We start from the raw sequence: 21,480 nt of genomic DNA, 5'->3' as shown, positions 1-21,480 counted from the left end.
CTTGCTTTAAGGGGAGGCTAGCGTGCCGCCACGGCAAAGGCAACACCTATTGCTTTAAGCTGCCCACATGTCGACCCCACGCCCAGGTGGACGCAGCGCACGAGTGGTCGCTTCGGTTCATCGGGCCGTGGTCGACCTGATCTCCCGCGGCGATCTGGACATCACGATCAGCGCCGTGGCACACGAGGCAGGTGTGAATCCCACCAGCATCTATCGGAGGTGGGGCACTCGCGACCAGCTCGTACTGGACGCCACGGCGGCTCACCTGCGCAGAAACTCGTCAACCCCGGACACGGGCTCGCTCCGCGGCGACCTGCTGGACTGGATCGCGGACGTCGAACACAACCTGGGCACACCGGAGGGCCGCGCCCTGCTTCGCACCCTCACGACCGCCGACGACAGCCCCGGTCACGCGCGGGACGTGCTGCGGCATTTCGGTGACATCACGACCGTGCTCGACCGCGCCGGCCAGCGACAGGAGAACCCGCCTACACCCGATCAGGTACTCGACCGGATCCTGGCGCCGCTGACGCTGCGCACACTATTCGACCTGCCCGTCCCGGAAGGATACGGACGACACCTCGTGGAAGGATTGCTCGCAAGCGCGTCGAAGGTGCCTGAGCAGCCGGATCCCGTCGCCGGTCACATCTGAGCACACCGCGGGGTCTACCACTGTGACACCCCTGCGGACGAGGATCGTGAGCGATGAACGAGGGCACCTGGCTGGCGGAGCGATTCGACGCGCAGCGGGGTCGGCTGCGAGGCGTGGCCTTCCGCATGCTCGGCTCCCTCAGCGAGGCCGAAGACGCCGTTCAGGAGACGTGGCTGCGCCTCGACCGGACGGACTCCGAGGGTCTCCAGAATCTCGACGCGTGGTTGACCACCGTGATCACGCGCGTATGCCTCAACATGCTGCGCAGCCGCCGGACGCGTCGCGAGGAGAGCCTCGAGCTGCAGACATCGGACCAGGCCGCGCAACCCGACGAGGTAGGCGACCCCGAACAGGAGGCGGTGCTGGCCGACTCGGTCGGTACGGCCATGCTGGTCGTGCTCGACACCCTGTCTCCTGCCGAACGACTGGCGTTCGTGCTGCACGACATGTTCGCCGTGCCCTTCGACGAGATCGGCCCCATGATCGATCGCACTCCGACGGCCGCAAGACAGCTCGCGAGCCGCGCACGCCGCCGGGTGAAGGGTGGCACCACCGCGCACGAGGCCGACGTAGCCCGGCAGCGGAGCGTGGTCGAGGCGTTCCTGGCCGCCTCCCGAAGCGGTGACCTGGAAGCCTTGGTGGCGGTGCTCGACCCGAATGTGGTGCTTCACGCCGATCGACAGGCGGGTCCGACCGCGGAGCCCATCGTCATCCGGGGCGCCCACCACGTCGCCAGGGGCGCGCGGCTTGCCTCCGAGCGAGCCAAGTCTTCCGAGCCCGCGCTGGTTAACGGCGCTGTCGGCCTCGTGATGGCTCCCGGTGGCCGCCTCTCGCTGGTCCTCGCTTTCACCGTCGCGAACGGGAAAGTCACGGAGATCGACGTGATCGCGGACCCGGATCGCCTGCACAGCCTCGACCTCGCCGTGCTCGAATGAGCCTTTCACTCGATCGTGTCGAACACATGTTCGATCCATTCCGCTATCGTCAGACACGTGGACACGACAACCACCCTCACCGCACCGAGCCGGCTCACAGACGCCGAGCTCGCGACGGAACTCGTCGAGTGCGAAGCCACGCTTCGCCGTCAGTACTCACGAATGTTGACGATGCTCGGCGAAGCGGAGCGCAGGGACATAGCGCGCAAGCTCGGCTATCGCGGCCTGTTCGCCTTTCTCAAGGAGGAGCTTCGTCTGTCCACACGAGACTCTCATGCCAGGCTTCGCGAGGTCGCGGCGACCGAGCCGATCCGCACGATCACCGGCGAGGTTCGTCCGGCGCCACTCGCCGCCACCGGCGCCGCTCTGGCCACCGCGCGGATCAGCCGGGAACACCTGCGGGACATCACGACCGTCTTCTCGCGGGCACCCGCCGAACTGACCGTCGGCGAGCGCATCGAGGCCGAACGGAGCCTGCTCGCTCTCGCGGCGCAGGCGGCACCGGAGACGGTCCGGAAGGCCGGGCGCGAACTGCTCGCCTCCTGGACGACGCGAACCGAGTTGCCCTCGCCGGAAGACCTGGCATCACCACGACGCGAGTTCCGCTACCGCTACTCGAGTGCGGGCCACATGGAGTTCTCCGGATCCCTCGACAGGGAGACCGCAGCAACCCTCCAAAGCTTGTTGGCGCCGCTTGCCAAACCTCGGCCGCGAGACGAGCACGGCAGCCGTGATCCCCGGAGTGCGAGCCGCCGCCGGGGTGATGCACTTGCCGAGATCATCGAGGCCGCGTCACGCGCCGACGAGCTGACCGTTCAGGGCGGCGAACGGGCTGTGCTCACCGCCACCATCTCGCTGCGCGACCTCGAGGACCGTACCTTCCGGGCGATCTTCGACGTACCAGGGATCACCTCACTCGACGAGCTCCGCCGCCTGGCCTGTGAGTCACACGTCGTTCCGGCGATCTTCGGCGCACCGGGAGAGGTGCTCTACCTCGGTCGCTCCAGCCCGCACGCCACCAAGGCACAGCGGCGAGCGCTGGCCCTGCGAGACGGAGGGTGCGCCTTCCCCGGGTGCACCCGTAGCCCGAAATGGTGCGCGCCCCACCACGTCGACTGGTGGCCGCGCGGCGACGCCCCGACCGATATCGACACGATGGTGCTGGTCTGCGGCCGACATCACCGCATGCTCCACCACACCGACTGGCAGGTGCGCATCAACAGAGGTGACGGGTTGCCGGAGTTCGTCCCGCCCGCCTGGCGAGACTCACGACGACGTCCCATGCGCAACACCGCTCACCGCGTGTCGACCAGACGGGCGGGGCCATCGCGGCGGATCAGGTGCCACCAGCGCGCGTCAACGAAGCACAAGGCCGCGGGCAAGGCCGGCCGGACAACTACAGAGCGAAAAAAGGCATGACGCAGCATCAAGTCACGTCGAGAATGGCCGCATGCTGGCCGAGCATTTCCCGCTTGTCGGGCTGCGACTGACAACGCCGCGGCTCGAACTGCGGCTGCCGTCGCAGGAGGAGCTTGCCGAACTGGGCGAGCTCGCGGCCAAGGGCGTGCACGACCCCAGCGTGATGCCGTTCGTGGTCCCCTGGACCGACCAGACGCCCGAAGCGGTGGCGCGCTCGGTCATCCAGTATCACTGGCTGCGGCTCGGCGACTGGCTGCCACAGAGCTGGTCCTTGAACCTCGTCGTGTTCCGGGACGGGGTCCCGGTCGGCCAGCAGACGATAAACGGTCACGACTTCGGCGTCACCCGTGAGGTGAGCACCGGATCCTGGCTCGGGAAAGCACACCAGGGCAAAGGAATCGGCACCGAGATGCGGGCAGCGGTTCTGCACCTGGCGTTCGCCGGGCTGGGCGCCGCGGAGGCGGCTTCGGGCGCGTTCGAGCACAACCTCTCGTCGCTGACGGTCTCCCGCAAGCTGGGATACCGGCCCGACGGCACGAAGCGGCACGCCATCCGAGGCAAGCTGTCGGTCGAGCACAGGATGCGCCTGTCCCGGACGGACTGGGAGCTGCACAGGCGGGTGCCGGTGAGCGTGGAGGGACTGGAGCCCTGCCTACCGCTACTCGGGATCACCGCAGCTCAGACCCCGTAACCGCTGGTCAACGGCGCCCCTGCTACCCTCGTCCACGGAGGATTGGCCGAGCGGCCTAAGGCGCACGATTGGAAATCGTGTTGGGTGTAACAGCCCTCACGGGTTCGAATCCCGTATCCTCCGCCAGCTGAACAGGCGAAACGCCGGGTCACCCGCCAGAGTCGGGTCGCCCGGCGTTTCGCATGGGGCTCAGTTTGGCGCTCAAGTCGTGCCTGTTGCGCGACGGGACGGCGGCAACGCCGCCACGAGCACATCAGGCCGGGGGCGGCACCATCCTGCGGCTTCGTGATCATCGGCGTCACCGCCGTTACCAGATGTGGCCGCCAACCTCGTGGGCGACACCCTGACCACCTCGTCATTCACGCGCATACACCGCTTTGCCACGGCAGCGTCCGACGAGCCCATGAGCTCCATCACAGCCGGCAACGGCACCCTCAGGACGAGGAGAGGACCGTCGCAGCCGTGTGGCGGGCGTCGTGCAATCTCGCTGACTCCCGCAGTGCGGAACAGTGCCTTCCAGGCTTTGTGGTCGTCAGTTGGGTCAATCGGCCGGCCCCGGAGGTTCGTAAACGTCCAGTCACAGTCATTCCCCGGTGTCCGAAGGCCTGCCGCGCGAGCGCGACGACTGCGGTTGGTTCGTGCTCTACGTCGAAGGCCCGGAGGAATCCGCTACGCCCCGGCTCCTGTCGCGCGCCGAACGGCGTGACAGCGGATTGCCGCACCAGGTGCATGGCACACGCGCCGCAACCGCGATTAAGTGGTGCTGTCAAGCGACGCTTCTTGTCCAGACCTGCCGGTGGCCTGCCTTCTGGAGTTGTTGCGCTCGGGCCGTGGCCGCCGAGTCGATGCGATTCCGGCCGAGCCCCCATCAAACCCGTCGCGGTTCAGCACTGATCCGCGGCGGGCAGGCTCGCTCGGCCTGGGGTATCGGCAGTGTGGCAGCTGGCCGGGGCTGGTGCCGATACTGTCAGGTCGACCGATGCGCCCCAGTGAGCGCGAGTGCTTGCCGCTGCGAGCCAACCACCACAGTCGAGAAACTGCACTGCCTGCCCGCTGCACGGGGTTCCCCTGTCAGCTCCTGGTGTATTGCGTGGCAATGTTTACTGAGGGCTCGTGATTGGTCTCGGCCCATCCGCTGAGGAAGGTGAGGGCCTGCGCGGAGCGTGAGTGCGGTTCAGCCGTGTAGATGAGTAGAGTTTGATCGGCTGTACCGCGGACGTCGAGGACTTGGAAGTCCAAGGAGAGGTCCCCTGCGGTGGGGTGGAGGAACTCCTTGCGGCCGGAGCGTTGGGCGCGAACACGGTGGGTAGACCACCAGCGGCGGAAGTCCTCGTCCTTAATGGACAGCTCTCCGATGAGGCGGGCCAGCGCCGGGTCCTCGGGGTAGCGGCCGGCATCCATCCTAAGGTAAGCGACGCACTCCTGGGCAACCTTCTCCCAATCGCGGTAGAGCCCGCGGACTCGCGGGTCCAGGAACGTCAACCAGATGTGGTTACGATTCTGCGGCGCCAGTGCACCGAAGTCCGTGATGAGCGCCGCCCCCAAGGCATTCCACCCGATGATGTCCATCCGCCGCCCCAACACCAGCGCGGGCACGCCGGTCATGCTGTCCAGCAGGACGCGGATGGCGGTGGACACACGCTGCGCGGCAGGCGCCGCCGTATCCGCCCGCGTAGCCGACGAGCCGGTGGCCTCGGCCGCGCACCGCAGCAGATACTCCTGTTCGTCGGCGCGCAGGTCGAGTGCGCGTGCCAGGGCCAGGAGAATTTCCGGTGATGCGGTTTTCGCTCTGCCCTGCTCGAGGCGCACGATGTAGTCCACACTGACCCCTGCCAGCATGGCCAGCTCTTCGCGCCGCAGCCCTGGTACCCGGCGATGCCCGGAACTCGGTATTCCGGCGGCCTCGGGGCTCACCTGGGCCCGGCACGAGCGCAGATAATCACCCAGTTCGGTCACGGCCTCCCCCTCTCCTGGACTCTTCTTCCCCCAACGTGCCCATCCTGCGTTTACTTCCATCCGGAGGCGGCGATCACGGAGGAGTCGCCACCTCCGGAGGAACACCTGCCGTCCTTCCGCTCAGACCAGTGCGTCGTCGTGGTCGGTAGAGAGCGCCAAGTCCCGCCAGGCCTGCGATTCTGTGCGCAGCTGGGTGATCTTGCGGTCTAGCTCCTCCAGGCAGTCGCTGCCCAGCTGGGCACGCAACGGCGGAGCAGCCGCGTCGGCGAGGGTCAGGAAGGCGGTGGCGCCTTTGACGGGGTCACCGGGCTGGGCGTGGTTGAGGCCGGGGACCGCCCCGCGAACCACACCAGCGGTGCTCGCGTAGTCATCGATCACGGTGTCCTCGGTGTGCAGGCTCCGGTCGTCGAGGAAGTCGGTGCGGAAGTAGCCCGGTTCGACCACTGTCACCGCGATGCCCAGCCCCGCCAGTTCGGCGTGCATGGCCTCAGAGATCCCCTCCACAGCGAACTTGGTGGAGCAGTAGATCCCGAAGCCTGCCGAGCTGCTGAAGCCGCCCAGGGAGCTGACGTTGAGGATTCGGCCCGAGCGCTGAGCCCGCATGACGGGCAGCACTGCGCGGGTAACATTGAGCAGGCCGAAGACGTTGATGTCGTAGATCGCGCGGACCGCGGCATCGGAGGACTCTTCCACCGCGCCCAGCAGGCCGCGTCCGGCGTTGTTGACCAGAACATCAATCGAACCGAAGGCCTCGACCGCGGCGGTGACCGCCGCACGTGCCTGTGCTTCGTCAGTGACATCGAGTCCGGCCGCAAGCAGGCGGGCACCGTACCCGGGCAGTGCTTCCTTCACGGGCTCGGGATCACGGGCAGTGGCCACGACGTTGTCGCCGCGATCCAGTGCCTGACGGGCGATCTCGAGGCCGAAGCCGCGCGAAGCGCCAGTGATGAACCAAGTAGTCATGAACTACTCCTAGAAAAACGAGGGACCATGCGTGGTGGTTTTCTCAGGCTGGTCGCTTCCGATCGACTCAGCCAGGGAAGGATTTCCATAGGAACGGCCGGACGCCCATGGCCCGCCACCGTCCGGTTTGCTGACGGGACGAGCCATGGTGTCTGGCCTGGGAGAGCCCTGAGATCGGCGGCTGCGATGGTCAACCGCCGCGGATGACCTTGGTCTCCAGGTACTCGGTCATGCCGTCGAGCCCGAATTCGCGTCCGTTACCGGACTGCTTGTAGCCGCCCCAGGGTGCTGACCAGTCGAACTCGGCGTCGTTGATCATGACGTAGCCGACCCTGATCTGCTCCGCCACCGCGCGGGCCGCCTGCAGATCCTCGCCGGTGACGTAGGCGGCGAGTCCGAAGGGGGTGTCGTTGGCGATCTCGATCGCTTCGTCGACGGTGTCGTAGGCGATCACTGACATCACCGGGCCGAAGATCTCCTCCCGGGCGATGGTCATGGAGTTCTCGACGTCTGCGAACACGGTCGGTTTGGCGAAATGACCTGCTTCCAGCCCGGCCGGTTTGCCCAGCCCGCCGGTCACCAAGCGGGCACCTTCGTCCAGGCCCTGGCGGATGTAGCCCTGGACGGTGTTCCATTGCTCGGCGGAGATCAGCGGACCCATGGTGGTGTCCTCGGCGCGCGGGTCGCCGACGACGATGTTCTCGACCACCGGAACCAAGACGGAGAGGAACTCCTCGAGCCGCGCCCGGGGCACCAGGGTGCGGCTCGGGGCACTGCACAGCTGACCCGTCACGGCCATCAGCCAGGTCATCGCAGTATCCACGGCCACGTCCAGATCGGCATCGGGCAGCAGGATGTGCGGGGACTTCCCACCCAGCTCGGAGGTGACGCGCTTGACCGTCGGTGCCGCAGCGATCGCCACCTGAGTGGCCGCCGCGAGTGAACCGGTGAACGATACGATGCCGACACCCGGGTGTGAGCTCAAGCTCGCGCCGATTACCGAACCGCGACCGTTGACAAGGTTGAACACCCCAGCCGGGACACCGGCCGCTTCCATGATCTCCGCCAGGATGATCGCGGAGTACGGTGTCAGCTGAGCCGGTTTGAGCACTACCGTGCACCCGGCGGCCAGGGCGGACATGGTCTTGCCGACCGGCTGAAGAACCGGGAAGTTCCACGGAGTGATCAGCCCGGCGACGCCGAGTGCTTCTTTGCGGATGCAGGTCTCTCCACGCATCTCGGTGAACTCGTAGGACTTCAGAACCTCGATCGCTGTGGCGATCTGCACCCGGCCGGAGGGCACATGCGCGCCCCGAGCCAGCGCCAGTGGCGCACCCAGTTCCTCGGTGACTGCCTGCGCCAGATCCTCAGACCGCGCATCGTACTCGACCAGCACCCGCTCCAGCAGCGCGATCCGCTCCTGCGGAGTCGTCTGCGAGTACGAGACGAACGCTCGCTCTGCAGCGGCGACGGCGGCGTCGACATCTGCCTCACCACCTAGCACCACCCGGGCGTTGAGATTTCCAGTGGCCGGGGCTGCGAGCTCCATGACCGTCGGGTCAAGCGGGGCACGCCAAGCGCCGTCTAGATACAGCTCATTATGCTCACGCACGATGACTAACCAACTTTCGTTGACAGGAACAGGGTCGCGGCACGAACCGGTTGTCCCGGCGCGCCAAACCTGATCGGCTTCCATACTGGAACCGGCCCAGAAAGCCATCCAGAGACACGATTTCCCAGGCGTGCCCTGCGTAGGAACACCCGTGCCACCCTCATGCGGTAGACAGAGAGCGACCCGTCCACAGGTATTGCGAGACTGGGCCGTCGCTTCGCGGCCGAACGGACGACGGTCACGCTGGCAGCAATCTTGATTGGTCGCTCGCCAGTAATGGTCGAATTGTTCTGCGTGTCAAAAACAATCGATCTGACATGCGCCTGGCGAATAGTTTTCGCGGACGGTCCGTCGCTTGTTCGGGCGAGGGGCGGGAGGGACACTGATGCGACGTAGGTTGATTCCCGAAGGGAGGGTGTGGCGATGACTGATCTGTCCGTACAGCCGTGGCGCTTGCGTGGGGTGTGGTTTGACGCCTGCAAATGCGCGATTCCGTGCCCGTGTTCATTCGCCCAGCCGCCGACCTACGGCGATTGCGACGGTGTCCTTTTGTGGCATGTTCGCGACGGCAATTACGGCGAGGCACGACTCGACGGATTGAACGTCGTGATGCTTGCGTCCTTCGTCGGCAACGTGTGGGGCGAACACAGCGACGCCTACGGCGCGATATTCCTGGATGAGCGCGCCGACGAGGCGCAGCGCGGCGCCCTGCAGACGATCTTCGGCGGCCAGGCCGGGGGCTGGCCCGCTCAGTTCAACGAGATGTTCGGCGGTGAGATGCGCGGCATGGAGTTCGCCGCCATCGAGGCGTCGATCGCCGATGACTATTCCGACTGGAGCGTCAGCATCCCCGGTAAGGCGACCGCGCGGGTCGCGGCGCTGACCGGACCCACGAGCGGGGCGGGCACACGAGTGGAGGTCCACAACCTTCCGGGCGCCGAGGTGGGCCCTGGGCAACCGCCAGCGGTGTGGGGCCGGGTCACCGAGGAATTCGCGGACGCGTTCGGCTTCCGCTGGGAGCGCAGCGGCAACTCCAGCAAACTCATCCCGTTCGAGTGGAGCGGACCGGACGCGGCATGACCGCGCGACCGGGCCCGGATGGTGCGGCGCACGGTGGCACGTCGCGTGCGGACTTGATGCGGCAATGGTCACGCGCCGAGGCCCTGCTGGTGGTCGTGCTACTGGCGCTCGCGGCCGCCGCCTGGGTACTCACGAGCCGGCTCGCGACCGCGGACATGCGCATCGGGGTCCTGACCGGCGGGCCCACGATGAACGAGATGGATGTCGCGATGCGGCCGTGGCCCTGGGAAGCGGCACTGTTCCTCGCAGTGTGGGTCGTGATGATGGCGGCCATGATGCTGCCGAGCATCGTGCCGTTCAGCCTGGGCATGCGCCGGCTCCTCCGCAGCCGCGGCGTGCGCGGCGACGGCCTGTTCGTCGGCTACTTCATCGTGTGGGCCGCAGTGGGGATCGCGGCGTTCGCGTTCGTGCGGGGGCTGGAGACGGTCGTGACCGGCCCCAGCCTGACCGCCGTGCGGGCCGGCGGAATGGTGGTGCTGGTCGCCGGGGTCTATCAGTTGACCCCGTTGAAGCGGGTGTGCCTGCGACATTGTCGATCCCCGATGGCGCTGCTGCTCGAACACAGCAAGACGGCGGTGCACGGCCGCTTCGGTGTCCTTCGGGTCGGGCTCAGCCATGGCGCGTACTGCCTGGGATGCTGCTGGGCGCTGATGGCGGTGCTGCTCGCCGCCGGGATGATGAACCTGGTCTGGATGGCCGTGCTCGCGGTCGTCGTCGCTCTGGAGAAGGTCACCCGACATGGCGAGCTGGTCAGTCGGGTGGTTGGCGGCCTGCTCATCGTCACGGCGATCGTCCTCCTGGCGCACCCCGCCCTGCTGGCCTGAATCGCCGGTGCCCCGCCCGAGCCCTTCAGGACGGGCAGTGCCGCTGTACGCCGATCCAACAGAAGTCTGGCTTCGCCTCAGAACCTGTGGTAACGATCACACCTTGAGCGCCCCGGAGCCATGGGTCGAGCCCGATCGCAACAGACCTTGCGGGACGGCGCTCAGTTCGGGGCTCAGTTCATGCCCGTACCACCTGTCTACTAGTGTCTCTGCCGTCGCACGGACTCCGGCTCAGCGAAGCCAGAGTCGGTGTGGACATCTGGATGCGGAACTGGAGATCGTGTCGGGTGTAACGCCCCTCACGGGCTCGAATCCCGTATCCTCCGCGCGCTGAGCAGAACGCCGGAACCCCTTCTGGGCTCCGGCGTTCTCTCGTAGGCGGGCGCACAGAGTAACCAGCACGTCCCCCCACCTTCATCTGTCCGGAGTCGATCGGTCACGCTAAGTTTGTTACCGATAGACCCGACTTCATCAAGGAGTCCGCCCCATGCCCGGTGTGGAAGAGATCCGCGCGGGGATCGCCCTCGCGAACGAGAAGGCTTCCGCTGGCATTGCCGCACTGCAGCAGGCCGCCCAGTCTCTCGAAGAAGCCCAGCAGACGCTGGCGATGGCGACGTCCGGCAGCACCCAGCAGGAGGTGAACCAGGCTCACGGCCTGCTGGCCGAAGCGCTGCAGGGCATCAACGGCACCCAGAGCACCATCCAGGCCTGCATCTCGTCCGCCGAGAACTATTCCGCCCGGCTCTAGCGATGTCCTTCGACCAGCTGCGCCAGTCGCTCGCCGAGGTCCACAGCGGGCTCTCCGATGCCCGCGCGCACACCGATCGAGCGAAGGAACTGCTGGAGGAATACCGCCGGGTCATGGTCGACGCGCAGGTTCAGGCCCAGCCGTGGCTTCCGCCCCAGCTGGGCCGCGCGCTCGAGCAACTCGATACCGAGACCGGACGGCTCGCCGGCGCCGGCGAGCTGCTGAGCAACTACGAGGCGAGGCTGTAGGCGACACATGGGCAGGAAGGCCGGCGAGCAACGCGCGCGGGTGACGACGGCGCTCGATCACCTGCGGCAGCAGATCGGACTGGCCCTCGGAGCGGCCCGCAACGCCCGGGAGACGGCGGAGTACGAGCTGGCCAGGCTCCAGCTCGAGCAGCTCGTCGTGCGCACCGGGCTCGAGCGGGCCGCCCACGACCCCCAGATCGCCGAGCGCGCCAACGACCCCGCCATGGCGGAGGTCCTGTCCTGGCTACGCAGCGTTCGCAGCGAGTTCTACCGGGAGTGGGCTGACGGACCGAACCGGTTGCGCGAGCTCGTCGCCGCCAGCGCCCCCGGCCCGGCCGGTCGGCCACCCGGTGACTGGCTCGGTCGTGTCGGCTCGTCGCCGGGCGTCTCCGCCCCGCAGCTCTGGCGCATCGGAACTTCCACAGTGGACGGTTCGGCCGCCGGGCGCACCCCGGGCACGGAGCTGACGTTCGACGTCGCTGTTCCGCTGCTGGACGAGTCCCACCTCGCGATCACGTCGGCACCGAACACCAGGCCCGCCGTCGACGCGATCGTGGAGAACCTCCTGATGCGGGTGCTCAGCACGTTCGAGCCCGGCGCTGTGAAGATCCACCTGTGGGACGTCGGCCAGCTCACCGCCGTGCTGCCGAGCTTCTACGCGCTGAGCCGCACCAGCGCGGTCACGGTGCACGACCCCACCCGGCTCGTCGACCTGCTCGACGAGTTCGCCGGGCATATCCGCCGCATCCACAGCCACACCATGCAGGCCGGTTTCCCGTCACTGCGTGCACTGCGCACGGCGACCGGCAAGCGGGCGGAGCCGTGGCGCATCGCCGTGCTCTACGGCAACGGCGAGGACCTGCATCCAGAGCAGATCCGCGACCTCAAACGGGTCGCGAGCGGCGCGCTGGACGCCGGGATCTCACTCATTCTGGTGGACGTTCCCACCGTTCTCGGTGGCTCCGTGGAAACGATCAGCATGCTAGACGAGCGGCACGCGCTCACGAGCATGACCGGCTCCGACCTCGTGGTCACGCTCGATCCGCCGCTGCCGTCCGGCCAGGTCACCACGGCCGCCGGTCGCATCGCCGAGGCGCTCGTGGCCAAGCAGGGCGGTCCGCGCTCCTTCGCCGACCTGCTCCCGACCGAGTACGGCCGCGAAAGTTCGGCCCGTGAGCTCCGCGCCCCCGTCGGCTTCTTCGAGGGCGAGCCGGTGGAGGTGGTGATCGGCGACGCCACCCCGCACGCGCTGATCGGCGGACCGAGCGGATCCGGCAAGACGAACTTCCTGTACGCGCTGCTCGGCAGCCTCACCGCCCGCTACTCGCCGGACGAGCTCGCACTGTACCTGCTGGACTTCAAGGAAGGCGTGTCGTTCGCGGGCCTGGCGCCGGGGCGCAAGGACGAGAGCTGGCTGCCGCACGCCCGGCTGGTGGGTGTCAACGTCAACACCGACCGCGAGTTCGGGCTCGCGCTGCTGCGGTTCCTCGCCGACGAACTGCGGAGGCGCTCGGCCGCGGCCAAGGACCACGAGGTGACCAACCTCGCCGAGCTGCGGGAACAGGACCCCGGGGGCCACTGGCCGCGCATCGTGGCCGTGATCGACGAGTTCCAGTACCTCTTCGCCGAGCGGGACACGGTCACCTCGCTCGCCACCTCGCTGCTGGAGGACCTCGCCCGCCGGGGCCGCTCGCAGGGGATCCACTTGATCCTGGCCAGCCAGGACATCGCCGGCATCGATGCGTTCTGGGGCAAACCGGCGGTGTTCGAGCAGTGCACCCTGCGCATCGCGATGCCGAAGGCTCGCCGCGTGCTCGCAGAGACCAACCAGGCCGCCGTCGCCGCGCCCAAATGGCACGCGGTGGTCAACCACGACTCGGGCATCGCGCACGGCAACCAGCTCGCACACGTGCCCGACGCCAGCGGCAAGGGCGTGTTCCCCGCGCTGCAACGGGAACTGTGGCAGGCCTACGCCGGGCACGGGCAGCCCAGGCTGTTCGACGGCGCGCACGCTCCGGCGCTTGAGGAGTCGGCCGCGTTCACCTCGCTCGGCCCCGCGGAGCGGCCGCGCGCGCTCGTGGGTCAGTCCATCGACGTCGCCGACACCGCGCACAGCGTGGAGCTGTCCGCTTCGCCCGGCCGCAACCTCGCCGTGCTGGGCACGAGCGCCAAGGAGGCACTGTCGATCCTGGACTCCGCGACCCGTTCACTGGCCCGGCAGTACCGGCAGGGCGACGTGGAGTTCGTGCTGTGTTGCCTGGTGGACCGGTGCCTGCCCGCGGTCAGGGAACTGACCGACCGGCTCGTCGCGGAGGGGCACAAGGCCGGCCTCGTCGCCGCCGACGACCTCACCGAGGTGGTGACCACCTCCGCAGCCGCGCTGGCCGACCTGGACACGCCGCGCATCCTGGTGCTCTACGGCGTGGATGCCGCCCTGCCCGCGCTGGAGCACAAGGAGCCGGGCAAACAGAGCGGCCTCGACCACCTGCGCACGCTGCTCAAGCAGGGGCCCGGCCGAGGTTTGCACGTCCTCGGCTGGTGGCGTGGTGTCGCCCGGCTCAAGGACACCCTCGGTTTCGCGGGCACCGACGACATCGGCGCGTGGGCCGCGCTGGACGTGCAGGGCAACGAGCTCGCGCCGTTCTGCGCCGGCCAGGTGGTGCACTGGTCGCCGCGGCAGGATCGGGCGCTGTTCTTCGACCGGACAACCCACTCGTCGCCCGAAGTGATCATCCCCTTCCACCGCACGGAGCCGTCCGATGAGTGACGAACCGACCGCCGCGATGCGGTACAAGGAGATCATCGGCCTTGCCCGCAAGGCGGCCGAGGATCTCCGCACCTGGGAGCTCGCCAGGGCGGAGCAGCTGAACGGCGAGATCGCGGCCAAGGCGGAGGCCGTCACGGCCGCCGAGGAACGCGAACGAGCCATGACCGACCGGGCGAACCGCTGGTGGCGCATGGCGAAGGACAACGTGTCCCGGCTGTCCTGGCTGGAAGTGGGGGCTCCGCCGGAGCCGGCGGCCTCGGCGCGCGGCGAATGGCTCCACCGCTACGCCGAGGACGTCCGACCCGCTTACCACGAGCTGACGCAGGCCATCCTCAAGCTCGGCTGGCGCGCGCGGTAACTCACAGCCACCACCACGACCACCAGCCGCCCGGCCGGAAGCGCACCACCTGCGGGTCGTGGTCGCTGGCCTGTTCGGCGAACTCGGCGTTGATGTGCACCACGTCGTAGTCGACGCCGTAGGGCGCCCGCGAGATCAGCATGTGGTCGAGCACCTGGGAGTTGCCGTCGAAGACGTAGCCGTAGCGCTCCCGCTCCGGCAGGGTGTCGACGAGGACCTCCAGCGGACCGCGGAGCTTGCCGATCGTCGGCGAGAACTGGAAGTCGTTCAGATCGCCCGCCACCACGACGTTGGCCCCGCGGTCGGCGGCCAGCAGCTCGTCCACGAACCCGCGCAGCACCTCGGCCTGCCGCAGTCGCTGCACCTCGGAGCCGCGGACCGGCGGCTGGTTGACGCCGTGCGTCGGCTGGTCGCCGCCCTTGGACGCGAAGTGGTTCGCGACCACGAACACCGTCCGGCCGTGGAACCGGAACTCGCCGGCCAGCGGCTTGCGGCTGTCCTCCCACGCGTCGTTGCCAGGGTCGACCCGGCCGGGCGAGATCGAGAGCCGCGCCTTGCCGGCCTTGCGAACGACCTCGACGGGCGTCGTGGCGTCACCGCCTGGGCGATCCACAAAGGACACCCGCTTGGGGTTGAACAGGAAGCCCACCCTGATGTTGCCACCGGGCTCGCCGCCGTCGGTCCGGTCCTGGGGATCGATCTGCCGCCACTCGTACCGGGGACCGCCGGCCGCCACGATCGCGTCCACGAACCGGTCGAGCGTCCGGTCCGCCGCGACCACACCGTCTTCGACACCCTCGGCTCCGTTGTTGTCCTGGATCTCCTCCAGCGTCACGATGTCGGGCGCCGCCAGGTTCTCCACGACACCGCGGGCGAGCGCGTCGAACTTGGCCTGGTCGTCGACGGCGGACAGGTTCTCGACGTTGTAGGTCGCCACGGCGAGCTCACCGGCCCGCTGCTTGCGCGTGACCTCTCGCTCGAGCCCGTTGTCCTTGACCTCGCCCAGCACGTTGGCCATGAGCGTGTAGCCGCCGAAGCTGTCGTACTCGACCGGGCCCGACGTCACGCCCGCGAGCGTGTCGCCGGTGTTGGCCTGCGGAAACGGCCGCTGGGAGAACGGGATCAGCGACTCGATCTTGACGATTCCCGTGTTGGGCCGGTCGTAGCCGAGGTAGACCGCACCGCCGCGCGCGCTCGGGTTCTGGTCCGGCTTGGTCGTCACGTACAGCTCGTTGTAGTCGGTGCTGCGGCTCACCGCGCGCACGTCGGTGACGCTCACGAGCTCACCCTCGTGCGCCTCCCAGAAGTCCAGCGAGTACTTCTCCGGCTCCAGCGGCAGCCCCTCGATGTTGCCGCCCGGTTGCGGTGCCAGCTCGCCGGGAAGCGTGTCCTCGGTGACGGCCCGCGGCTCGGGGACCGCGTTGCCGCGGGACTCGACCGTCCACGTGGCACCCGTCAGCTGGGTGAGCGACTGCGCACCCGAGGCCGGGTAGTACTCCGCGACCCGGCCGGTGGCCGTCACCGCGTCACCGGGCGCCACCGAGGGTGTGCTCGAACCGGTGAAGACGAAGATCCCCTCGCTGGTACGGGGGTCGTCGTCGGGTTCGGGGTCCTGCAACCAGAAACCGCGCGCGGACCCGAAGGCCCGCGTTGCCGTGACGATGCCTGGCACCCGCACGGTCTCGCCGGTCAGCGGTGACAGCCGCGTGGTGCCCTGCACGTCGTGGATGCGGGCGTCGGTGGGCTCGGGCGCGCCACCGCCGGGTTCCTCGCCAGCCGCGTTGACCGGCGTCGGGTCGCCTGCGGCGAAGTCGGCCGAGTTGTCGTCGGTGTCGGTCAGGGCCGCGCGCGCGACGGACGTCGTGTTGCTCGCCGAGGGCGCGGGCCTCGTCTCCCGCACCACCGCGCTGCCGTAACCGACGAGGTCGACGATCCGGGAGTCGGCCGCGCAGTCGGCGGCGGTCAGGCACGTCAGCGGCGTCGTTCCCGCCACGAGCGCGACGGTGCCCGACCCGGCGGCCATCGAAATGGAGCCCACCGCGTCGGCCTCCGGCAGGGCGACCGTGCCGCCAGAGCCTTTGGCCTGGGCCACCAGGTAGCTCCCGCCCGGCTCGACGCTGCCCTTCAGCGTGGTCGACTGCCAGCGACTCGAAGGACTCGGCGAACCCGGCAGGTACTGCACGCTCAGCCCGTCGAGGCTCGCCGGCGCCGTTCCCACGGTCGCCAGCTCCACGAAGTCGTTGGTCAGGGTGGCACCGGAATTGCCGCCCCCGCCGTAGACCTCGGCGATCACCGGGCCTGAGCTGGGGGCTGCGGTGGCGGGCGCGGCGATCACGGCCAGGCCGGCCACGGTGGCGACGACCGTCGCACGGCGGAAGAGTGTGGTCACCGGGAGATCTTTACCCAGTCGGGTGAACGAAGGAAGGATTCCCGGGTACAGATCGGGAATGGGTCTCGACCACGTTCGAGACGAGCAACGTCGCCGGCGTCTTCGAGGAAGCGGCACGCCGTCCGGTTACAGGCCCGGTGCCATCGCCATCGCTTCGCAGCTCCGGACGACGGTCAGGGCCGCCCTGCGCTCCGCCGCGCCGAGCACTGGGTTCTCGGCGTACTCCTGCCACAGCCGCAGAGCACCGAGTGCCGCCTGCCGCAGTTGCGGCTCCGGGCCCGCGACTCCCAGCCGGGACGGCGGGTCGTCGCCATAGCCTCCGATCAGCCGCAGCGCTTCGTCCTTGAGCCCGTCGGGCAACCGCGCTCGACCGGTGTTCAGCGCCGCGAGCATCCGCAGCTCGGCGAATTCGTGCGCCCCCGCCAGCAGCCGCTCCAGCTCCGTCACCAGCGGCGCCGCGGCGGGCCGGGGCTCCATCCGCAGCACCACCTCGAGCCCGATCAGCGCCGACCTCGCCTTGAGGACCCTCGCGCGGTCGGTGAAGTACCGGGTGATCGCGTCGCGCAGTTCGGAGAGCCCGGCGCGCTGGAGCAGCTGCGCGGCGAGCGCCGCCTGACTGTCGACGCCACCTCGCACCAGGGTCGTCGCGAGCCGGACGCCGAACAGCCCGAACCGGGACAGCAACGCAGCGCGAGCCTCGTCGGCGGCGAACCGGTCGGCGGACAGCAACAGCGGCTCCAGCTCGGCTTTCGGGACCGCGGCGAGCGCCGCGATCGTCTCGAACTCGGCCTCGGTGATCGTCCGGCCGGCCTGCGCCGCCAGACCGGCCACCGGCACGATGTCCTGGCACAGGCCGGCCAGCTCGGTCTCCCTGCGGTAGCGGCGCGCCACCTGCCGCGCCGAGATCAGCGCGTCGACCCGGCCGCCGCCGAGCTCGTCGGCGCGGGAGAGGACCACGAGCGCGTTCACGGGCGCGGCCCTCGCCACCGGGTGGTCCTGCACCGTCCGCAGGAACGACAGGTCGGCGTTGTGCGGGTGCCCCATCAGGTGCAGCACCGCGTCGGCTTCCAGGCAGATCCGCTCGAGCGATCCCGGGTCGGCGCCCTCCGCGTCGACGGGCGGGGTGTCGATCAACGTCAGTTCCGGTTGCGAACGGCTCGCCGGCACGTGGTGGCGCGTGGGCTCCGGCCCGTTCGCCACGACCTCACCGGCGAGCGCGTTCACCAGCGTCGACCGGCCGGATCCGTGCGGCCCCGTCACGGCCAGCCGCAACGGCTCCGTGAACCGCGCGAGGTGCCCGCGCAGCCAGTTCGTCGCCCTCGGGCTGTCCGCGTACGCGTCCAGTGCCCGGCTGAGCAGCGACCAGGTCAGCTCCGGCAGGTTCACGCCGTCAACCCGCGGGCGGCTTGCGTGGTCGCGAGCGCGTGCCCTCGCCGGTACAGCAGGTTCAGCTGCTCGATCGCGCGGGTCAGCTCACGCGCGCTCGCGCCGCGCTCGGCGGTCTCGGCGTCGATGACCTGTTTGATGCGCTTGGCCGTGTCGGCGATCTCGGCACGCAGCTCGTGTGCGACGGCGGTGCAGCGGTCCCGCAGCTCGCGGTGGATGAGGCGGACCGTGTCCTTGCTCTGCTTGCCGTAGGTGAGGAAGAAGTCGTCCACGTGGCGGTGCGCGGCCGTCTTCGCGGCGGCCTGCCGCCGTTTGAGCCGGGCGCCGCGCTCCTCGAAGACACTCTTGGCACCGAACGCGGCACCGGCGCCGATCGAGATCGGGTTGATGAGCGGCATGCCCGCCAACGTCGTGGCCAGCCCGAACATGAGCAGGCCGCTGTAGGAGCCGCGCATGCCGACGAACAGCTTCTGCCCGAGGCTGAACCGTTCGACGTTCGGCATCCGCAGGTCACCGATGTGGTCGCGGGACTCCGCGTCCAGCAGGGCCTCCGGCAGCACGTCACCGCTGCGGGGAGCAACCTGCCGCGCGATCTTGCGGGCGATCCACTCGAACCGGTCGAGCAGCCAGTCCGAGTTCGTCTCCGCGACCGATCGCAGGTTCTCGCGCAGCCAGCCCTCGAACTCGGGCCAGTCCTTCGCCGGATCAGCGACCTCGAAGTACTCCTCGGCCTCCCGCAGGATCCGGCGCGTGCGCTCGCGCAGGTCGAAGTCGAGGTCTGCGATGAGATCGGCGACCTCGTCGGAGAGCACCGTCTGCCAGCGCGCCGACTCACGCTGCAGCTCCTCCAGCCGGTGGCCCGCTGCCCGCCAGCGCGCCGTCAGCTCGTCGGTCCCGCCCTCGCGCAGTTCGGCGAGCCGTTCCCGCAACGGGGCGCCGAGCTGTTCGACGGTCATGTGGATGAGGGCTGCGACAGAGCGCCTGCGCAACAGGTCGACGTGGCCCATCAGGTCCTGGTGCAGGTACCGGACGAGCGCGCCGTAGCCGGATTCCTCGTTGAGGGCCTTGTCGCCGCTGCGGGCAGCGGCGAGGCGGAGGGACGCCGACACCGGGATCACGGTCGCGGGCAGGCCGTCCTGTTGGAGGCGGGCGCGGTTGCGCTCGGCGACGCGGCGCCAGCCGGGCACCAGGTCCGTCTTGGTGAGCACGACGGCAACGGTCGGGCAGAACCGCTGCACCCTGCCGATCAGGTCGAGCTCCGAGGTGGTGAGCTCCTTCGTCGCGTCGGAGACGAGCAGCGCCGCGTCCGCCTGCGGGAGCACCGCGAGTGTGCGGTGGGTGTGCTGCGAGGCCGGGGAACCGATGGGCGGGGAGTCGACGAGCGCGAGGCCCGTTTCGAGGAGCTTGCGCGGCAGGCCGATCTCGGCCCGCACGGCGCCGGTGTCGCGGTTGGCCCGCGCGGTCACCGATTCGACGGGAGTCGGGACGCGGCCGGGGCCTTCGAGGTTGCGGGCGTCGTCGCCGGTCACGATCGCGCCCGCCGGGGCCTCGGCGTGCTGGACGATGGCGGGCACCGAGGTGGTGACGTCGTCGCCGACCGCGCACACCGGAGCGTTGACGAGGCCGTTGATCAGCTGGCTTTTGCCCTGGCCCGACTCGCCGAGCACGAGCACGCGCACCTTCGGTCCCGCCAGCTCTGCGCGGCGGGCCCGAAGGCGTTCGACCAGGTCTGGTCGCGCGTGCGCTCCGCACGCCTGGATGGTGTCATCCAGGACGCCGAGCCAGGGCGAAGCCATCATCGGACGAAGAGTGTGCCTCGGTCACTCTCCGCAGTGGAAGCTGGGCCCGTGATTCGCCCGAGCCCAGCTCGTTACCACTCCGATATCAGTTTGCCCTCAGAGGCCGAGGCCCAGGTCACCCGTGTTCGGCACGTCGGTCGGCAGCGCCTCGGTGGCGTTCGGCACGTCACCCAGCGGGCTCGAGCCGACGCTGTCCGTGACGGTGCCGGCCGGGTCGCAGGTGTCGGCCGGCAGGTCGCCGCGGGCGGCGGGCAGCGGGTTGGCCACCGGCAGCTCCGGCAGCTCGGTGGGCAGCTCGGCCGGGAGCCCTGCGGGCAGGTCCGTCGGCAGCTCGGCGGGCACGTCCGCGGGGACGTCCACCGGCACGGAGCCGACGTCCGGCAGTCCCGGCGCCGGAGCGGCGGGCAGGTCGACAGGCAGGTCACCCGCACCGGCCGGGATGTCGGCCGGGATGTCGGCCGGCAGGTCCCCGCGGGCGGCGGGCAGCTCGGCGGGGAGCTGCTCGGCGGCGGGCAGCTGCACCGGGGCGAGACCACCGAGAGCGGCACCGTCCGAGGTCACGTAGGTGGCGAGCGTGCTGGCGGCCGGCTCGGCGCCGCGGGTCAGGCTCTCCGAGTCAAGGGCGCCGGCGAGGTCACCCGTGGTGGCGAAGTCCGGCAGCGGGGCGTCGGCGGGCTCGCCGGCGAACTCGACACCGTAGGTGCCCAGCGGCGACTCCAGCTCACCACCGGCGGCGAACTCGTCGGTCGAACCGCCTGCGATGCCCTCGGCCTCGACGGCCTCGCTCTCCAGCGCCACGCCGCCCGCGGCACCGTCGGCGCTGCCGTCGGCGAAGCCCGCGACGCCGCCCTGCTCGGTGACGAACGACAGGTCGCCGGTCACGCCGTCGAGGCTCGCGTCGAGCATGCCGCTGCCGGTCGCCGCGTCGCCCTCGTAGGCCAGCGCGCCGCCCGAGCTCTCCAGCCCGGCGCCGCCGATGCCGGCGAAGTGGCCGAGGAGCGAGTCGCCGCTGGAGGCGAAGCTGGCGCCGTCCTCGCTCGCCTCACCGGCGAACTCGCCGGAACCGGCGTCGGAGTCGATGGCCGAGGCGACCGCGCCACCTTCGGTGGAAGCGGTGGCGGCGCCAACGGCGTCGAGGTGGTCGGTGAAAAGCTCGCCCGCACCGGCGATGCCCTCGGCGGTGCCGCCGAGCTCGGCGTCGAAGCCGCCGAGGTCGAGGCTGTCGTCGGAACGGCCCTGGCCCGCGGCGTCAGCGACGGTCCGCAGCTGCGCGATGGCGCCGTCCAGGCCCGCGACGTCGGCGGGGAGGTCGCCACCGAGCGCGTCGGCGCCGGGCAGCTGGCCGCTGTAGTCCATGACGAGCGGGACGACTTCCTGCACGTCCTGCGCGGTGATGTCACCGAGGCCCGCGCACTCGAGCACGTGAGTCGGGTCCTGGGTGAACTCGAGCCGCGAGGCGGGGTCGTTCAGCAGGCCGAGCACGAAGTCGTGCAGCGTCTGCTCCTCGTGGATGGACAACTAAATCTCCATTTCGTGGGGGGATCATCTGGGCGCTCGGGGACGCCGACCCGAGCAAGTTATGCCTCCGCTACGAGGCGGTCATCGGGGATCACTCCCTGTTGTAGGCGCCACACCTTGGGGGATTCGTTAGGG

At 69.4% G+C, this 21,480-nt stretch carries 17 protein-coding genes and 1 tRNA gene; 11 read left to right on the top strand and 7 right to left on the bottom strand.

Annotation, left to right across the window (positions count from 1 at the left end):
* The first annotated feature begins 127 nt into the window (after positions 1 to 127).
* The 5 genes from FCN18_RS17590 (at position 128) to FCN18_RS17570 (ending at position 3,823) form a co-directional block, all read left to right on the top strand.
* Entirely contained in the window at positions 128 to 652 is a 525-nt protein-coding gene (locus tag FCN18_RS17590) for a TetR/AcrR family transcriptional regulator (RefSeq protein ID WP_228714020.1), read from the top strand.
* Between the two features lie 53 nt (positions 653 to 705).
* Positions 706 to 1,587 carry a sigma-70 family RNA polymerase sigma factor gene (locus FCN18_RS17585; RefSeq protein WP_112265091.1) on the top strand — a complete coding sequence of 294 codons (882 nt, stop codon included), beginning with the start codon at positions 706 to 708 and terminating at the stop codon, positions 1,585 to 1,587.
* 57 nt (positions 1,588 to 1,644) lie between these two features.
* Positions 1,645 to 3,006: an HNH endonuclease signature motif containing protein gene (locus FCN18_RS17580; protein WP_158303136.1), complete on the top strand. Its 1,362-nt coding sequence runs from the start codon at positions 1,645 to 1,647 to the stop codon at positions 3,004 to 3,006.
* Positions 3,007 to 3,037: 31 nt separating this feature from the next.
* A complete protein-coding gene (locus FCN18_RS17575; protein WP_137095641.1) occupies positions 3,038 to 3,697 on the top strand; it encodes a GNAT family N-acetyltransferase in 660 nt (219 codons plus the stop codon).
* 36 nt (positions 3,698 to 3,733) lie between these two features.
* A tRNA-Ser gene (locus tag FCN18_RS17570) sits at positions 3,734 to 3,823 on the top strand.
* A gap of 945 nt (positions 3,824 to 4,768) precedes the next feature.
* On the opposite strand, the gene FCN18_RS17560 is transcribed toward FCN18_RS17570, so the two are convergent.
* The 3 genes from FCN18_RS17560 to FCN18_RS17550 form a co-directional block, all read right to left on the bottom strand.
* Positions 4,769 to 5,653: a helix-turn-helix domain-containing protein gene (locus tag FCN18_RS17560; RefSeq protein ID WP_137095640.1), complete on the bottom strand. Its 885-nt coding sequence runs from the start codon at positions 5,651 to 5,653 to the stop codon at positions 4,769 to 4,771.
* A 120-nt stretch (positions 5,654 to 5,773) separates the two neighbouring features.
* Positions 5,774 to 6,616, bottom strand: coding sequence for an oxidoreductase (locus FCN18_RS17555; protein WP_113641296.1), 843 nt, complete (start codon positions 6,614 to 6,616; stop codon positions 5,774 to 5,776).
* A 190-nt stretch (positions 6,617 to 6,806) separates the two neighbouring features.
* Positions 6,807 to 8,336 (bottom strand): aldehyde dehydrogenase family protein, encoded by a 1,530-nt coding sequence (locus tag FCN18_RS17550; RefSeq protein ID WP_206077932.1) that lies wholly within the window; start codon positions 8,334 to 8,336, stop codon positions 6,807 to 6,809.
* A gap of 315 nt (positions 8,337 to 8,651) precedes the next feature.
* On the opposite strand from FCN18_RS17550, the gene FCN18_RS17545 reads away from it, so the two are divergent.
* The 6 genes from FCN18_RS17545 (at position 8,652) to FCN18_RS17520 (ending at position 14,253) form a co-directional block, all read left to right on the top strand.
* Complete coding sequence (locus FCN18_RS17545; protein WP_137095639.1) at positions 8,652 to 9,308, top strand: DUF1326 domain-containing protein; 657 nt, start codon at positions 8,652 to 8,654, stop codon at positions 9,306 to 9,308.
* Positions 9,284 to 10,132, top strand: coding sequence for a DUF2182 domain-containing protein (locus FCN18_RS17540; RefSeq protein ID WP_112265099.1), 849 nt, complete (start codon positions 9,284 to 9,286; stop codon positions 10,130 to 10,132). The genes FCN18_RS17545 and FCN18_RS17540 overlap by 25 nt, the downstream gene beginning before the upstream one ends.
* Positions 10,133 to 10,619: 487 nt before the next feature.
* Positions 10,620 to 10,880: a hypothetical protein gene (locus FCN18_RS17535; protein ID WP_110340774.1), complete on the top strand. Its 261-nt coding sequence runs from the start codon at positions 10,620 to 10,622 to the stop codon at positions 10,878 to 10,880.
* A 2-nt stretch (positions 10,881 to 10,882) separates the two neighbouring features.
* Positions 10,883 to 11,128, top strand: coding sequence for a hypothetical protein (locus FCN18_RS17530; protein ID WP_112265101.1), 246 nt, complete (start codon positions 10,883 to 10,885; stop codon positions 11,126 to 11,128).
* Positions 11,129 to 11,135: 7 nt separating this feature from the next.
* Entirely contained in the window at positions 11,136 to 13,895 is a 2,760-nt protein-coding gene (locus FCN18_RS17525) for an FtsK/SpoIIIE domain-containing protein (protein ID WP_137095638.1), read from the top strand.
* Positions 13,888 to 14,253 carry a hypothetical protein gene (locus FCN18_RS17520; protein WP_137095637.1) on the top strand — a complete coding sequence of 122 codons (366 nt, stop codon included), beginning with the start codon at positions 13,888 to 13,890 and terminating at the stop codon, positions 14,251 to 14,253. The genes FCN18_RS17525 and FCN18_RS17520 overlap by 8 nt, the downstream gene beginning before the upstream one ends.
* Position 14,254: 1 nt before the next feature.
* Here the strand turns inward: FCN18_RS17520 and FCN18_RS17515 are convergent, their stop codons facing one another.
* From FCN18_RS17515 to FCN18_RS17500, 4 genes are all read right to left on the bottom strand, one after another.
* Positions 14,255 to 16,642: an endonuclease/exonuclease/phosphatase family protein gene (locus FCN18_RS17515; RefSeq protein ID WP_228714018.1), complete on the bottom strand. Its 2,388-nt coding sequence runs from the start codon at positions 16,640 to 16,642 to the stop codon at positions 14,255 to 14,257.
* Positions 16,643 to 16,768: 126 nt separating this feature from the next.
* Positions 16,769 to 18,028, bottom strand: coding sequence for a GTPase (locus FCN18_RS17510; protein WP_112265107.1), 1,260 nt, complete (start codon positions 18,026 to 18,028; stop codon positions 16,769 to 16,771).
* Positions 18,025 to 19,827 carry a dynamin family protein gene (locus tag FCN18_RS17505; protein WP_113641301.1) on the bottom strand — a complete coding sequence of 601 codons (1,803 nt, stop codon included), beginning with the start codon at positions 19,825 to 19,827 and terminating at the stop codon, positions 18,025 to 18,027. Before FCN18_RS17505 ends, FCN18_RS17510 begins: the two co-directional genes overlap by 4 nt.
* A 96-nt stretch (positions 19,828 to 19,923) precedes the next feature.
* The gene (locus FCN18_RS17500) at positions 19,924 to 21,345 is read right to left on the bottom strand and encodes an IniB N-terminal domain-containing protein (protein WP_137095636.1); all 1,422 of its coding nucleotides are present in this window, start codon (positions 21,343 to 21,345) and stop codon (positions 19,924 to 19,926) included.
* Positions 21,346 to 21,480 lie beyond the last annotated feature (135 nt).

It is taken from the genome of Prauserella endophytica (assembly GCF_005146945.1).
GTDB classification, from domain to species: Bacteria; Actinomycetota; Actinomycetes; order Mycobacteriales; family Pseudonocardiaceae; genus Prauserella_A; species Prauserella_A endophytica.
This window is presented reverse-complemented; position numbering and strand designations above follow the sequence as displayed.